Source organism: Oleiphilus sp. HI0086 (genome assembly GCF_001635225.1).
In genome coordinates, this window is sequence record NZ_LWFZ01000328.1 from 1 (window position 1) to 404 (window position 404).

Genomic DNA, 404 nt, shown 5'->3' on the forward strand with positions numbered 1-404 from the left:
ACATCGAATACCAGTACCGCGTTAGGCGGTATTGCTGGCGGCGAGCCCATTTCACCATAGGCTAGCTTAGAGGGTACTACAAAGCGCCACTTTGAGCCGACAGGCATCATTGATAAACCTTCCGTCCAACCGGGGATAACCTGATCTAATGCAAACTCAGCGGGTTCATTTCGGGTAATAGAGCTGTCAAAAACCTGGCCATCAATGAATGAGCCGTGATAGTGAACGCGTACAGTCTGATCAATACTAGGCTTATCGCCCTCTGCACTTTCCAGAATTTCGTACTGTAGACCTGAGTCGGTAACTTGTACGCCTTCTCGCTTGGCATTTTCATCTAAGAAAGTTTTGCACAAATCCTGATACTTCTCGGTACGATCTTTCTCGAACTGCATGCGCTTTTCTTT

General features: G+C 47.3%; 1 protein-coding gene. It reads right to left on the minus strand.

Annotation, left to right across the window (positions count from 1 at the left end):
* Positions 1-404 (minus strand): FKBP-type peptidyl-prolyl cis-trans isomerase (locus tag A3756_RS04070; RefSeq protein ID WP_197481158.1); only part of this gene is annotated, 404 nt, incomplete at both ends.